The following is a 2,808-nucleotide window of genomic DNA, read 5'->3' as shown; positions in this document are numbered from 1 at the left end:
CGGCACATTCGCTTCCGTCACTTCGTTTGCAAAGCAAACTCGTGCCGTTGCGAACGTCGGAGCACCTTGGTCGTTAGTCGCAATTTTTAAAATTAGCATTCGTTTATAAATCTTGCAAAAATTTCTTATAAATTATATTAATTCAGAGAAATAATTATAATAAGTTCATTAATGAAAAAGGCACTATTACTTGTATTTGTTGGGGTTCTGCTCTCATGCGATGGTATTCTGAAGATAGAGAATAATGTTTTCGTTAAGCATAGATTTGGTTCAAAATCATATTTATCAAAGTTTAATGGTGAATGTGATTTATACTTCAAATTGCTTGAAATTAAAGGTGTAGCATTCACGCCTGATCCCAATAAAATTATATCTCGACACAAAGTTTTCATAACTGACGGGGTTCTGTTATATCAAGATATAACTTGGTCGAAAGAATCGAAATACAAAGTATTTTTGAAATGTCCAAATTATAAAGAAGTTGTTAAGGAATTTAATTTTCCAAGTATCCAGCCAAGTTATTATTATTTTGAGCTGGAAGAATAGAGTAGTGCCGCGTTTAAAAATGCAAGCTTGCAAAAAATTTGAAAGAGTATAAGTGAACACTACAAACTTAAAAACTGCGACTAACTGTCGGTGCTTCCGCAGCGCTGCGGGATTGCTACGCAACCCTTGCTTGGGCTACGCCACATTTCGCTTTGTCACTCGTCTTGCATGGCAAGCCTCGCGCCAAGTGCTTCGCACTCGCGAAACGTCGGAACACCTTGGTCGTTAGACGAAATGCTCAAGAAATCTGATGAAAGAAGAAATAAACGAAGAAGCTTATTGGAGCAGGGAGACTTTTGCACATTATGGTCTTGCTATGTACTTCGCTCAATCACTGGAGAAATCGTTAGGTATTTGGATTACTTTTACACTCACTAAAGATCGAGAAATTACGAAGTTTCAATTCGACTATGAATTAGAGGAGATGTTTAAGAACACATTTGGCGGATTAATTCTCATCATTAAAAATAAAGGAATCGGAATTGAATCGGGGTTAATGTCTAAGCTTGAAAAAGCCTTAATGGAGAGAAATCGTCTCGCTCACCATTATTGGTGGGAACATTCGATTTCTTCTGCGAAAATGGAAGGGAAGTAGCTGATATTGGATGAATTGAAAGACTTACGGAATTTTTTTAATGAACTCGATGAAGAAATTACGAATCTGACAGATCAATTTGCTGAAACCAAAGGCGTAACAAAAGAGATAATTCAAGAACATTATGAGGCATTGCTTGCTGGCCCAATGATTTTGTTCGAGCAAAAGAGGCTTTTGAAAAAGAAAGAATTATTAATTGAAATTGGAAGACTTTATCCCGACCAAAATCGAAAAATGTATACGCCAATTTTTACCTTTGAAGACAATAGTAAATGGGCACTTGGCGATGCAGGATTTGCGTACGCTCCTGAAATAATTGAATCGAATTACCAAATAGAAGAAAACTATTTGCCTCTACTGCCAACGTTAATTGAAACTAAAGCCAAAAATTATGAGCCTTGGCAATATAATTTGAATTTAGATAATGGGTATGTTCTCTGCGTAAATAAAATTGATACTCTGTCTGGCATTTCATTTACTTATACAATTAAAAAGAAATAATTGAGCACTTCGTCTAACTTACGGTGCTTCCGCTTCGCTTCGAGATCGCTAACGCGACTCTCGCTCGGGCTTCGCCACATTTGCTTCTGTCACTCGCCTTGCAGAGCAAGTCTCGCGCCATTGCAAACGTCGGAACACCTTGGTCGTTAGCCGAAATAAAGTCAGTAAAATGTATTTGTTTAAGAAATCTTTAATAGCAAGAGTCTGCAGTTGTTTGTTTATATTCACGGGATGTTATTCATACTTTTCTGTTGAGCAACCAAGCTTAAGATTCCCAAATACATCAGAGAAGAGTAAAGCCGAGAAAAGGAATATTGCTCTTATCGGTTTCAATCATTATGAATACTTTCAAGATTACTTTGAAGCTACTCGTAAACCAAAAAATGCCGTTGTTCTGCCTGGACGTCGTTATTATTATCCATCTAGATTCTTATATAGAGTTCCAGTAGCAATCAAAGAAAAATATCTAATGAGAAACTTCGGGATAGGAAAAGATTTATCTTTCTTCCCAATAAGCGGATATTACGATGAATCTTTAAACTATTATTTAATGAAAAATTATTTAGCGATGGAAAGAGAATTTTTAAATAAAACAAAGCAGGAATCGTTTTATCAATCCTCTGAATTCTATGATCAATATGGGAGGTTCTATAATCGGGGAGTAGATTACTATGTTCTCGCAATTAATTACTCTCCTTTTCAGGCAACAGATTTTACAGGGGTTTTTACTATAGTCGGTTCATATTTCACATCTCTATTTACATTAAATTATCTGCCAATAGTTGATCATCAATATTCAAACTCTAAATTTTTAATTTATAATAAATATTTTGTACTGATTGACGAATTTGAAATTGAAAAGAGATACTTCGTCTTTCATAGTTTTTGGGAAAAGAGTGGATACAATTGTTCAATCAAAGACAATACACCAAACGCGTTTGCTCGCAAGCAGCCTGGATGTCTTTGGTCGGATAATATTTTGCTAGGAATGGACTTTGCCATTCAGACATTACTAGATAATACCTAGATAGTTGACTGACTTTACTTCGGCTAACTGTCGGTGCTTCCGCTCCGTTCGTGGATCGCTATCGCGACCACTCACTCGGGCTACGCCACATTTTGCTTTGTCACTGCGTTTGCAGAGCAAACTCGTTCCAACGCAAAAC

The 2,808-nt window shown here is 36.5% G+C and carries 4 protein-coding genes; all 4 read left to right on the top strand.

What is annotated here, in order from left to right; genetic code table 11:
• The first annotated feature begins 171 nt into the window (after positions 1-171).
• The 4 genes from EHR06_RS05635 to EHR06_RS19110 all read left to right on the top strand — a co-directional run bounded on the left by EHR06_RS05635 (position 172) and on the right by EHR06_RS19110 (position 2,669).
• Complete coding sequence (locus EHR06_RS05635; RefSeq protein WP_135756114.1) at positions 172-546, top strand: hypothetical protein; 375 nt, start codon at positions 172-174, stop codon at positions 544-546.
• 250 nt (positions 547-796) lie between these two features.
• Positions 797-1,141 carry a hypothetical protein gene (locus EHR06_RS19260; protein WP_244288516.1) on the top strand — a complete coding sequence of 115 codons (345 nt, stop codon included), beginning with the start codon at positions 797-799 and terminating at the stop codon, positions 1,139-1,141.
• A gap of 6 nt (positions 1,142-1,147) precedes the next feature.
• Positions 1,148-1,642: a hypothetical protein gene (locus tag EHR06_RS19255; protein ID WP_244288515.1), complete on the top strand. Its 495-nt coding sequence runs from the start codon at positions 1,148-1,150 to the stop codon at positions 1,640-1,642.
• A gap of 214 nt (positions 1,643-1,856) precedes the next feature.
• The gene (locus EHR06_RS19110; protein ID WP_167492273.1) at positions 1,857-2,669 is read left to right on the top strand and encodes an Lp29 family lipoprotein; all 813 of its coding nucleotides are present in this window, start codon (positions 1,857-1,859) and stop codon (positions 2,667-2,669) included.
• Positions 2,670-2,808: the final 139 nt, after the last annotated feature.

Origin of the sequence: Leptospira dzoumogneensis (assembly GCF_004770895.1) — a bacterium.
Classification (GTDB): domain Bacteria; phylum Spirochaetota; class Leptospiria; order Leptospirales; family Leptospiraceae; genus Leptospira_B; species Leptospira_B dzoumogneensis.
Note: the sequence above shows the minus strand (reverse complement) of the source record. Positions and strands in the feature narration are given on the sequence as shown.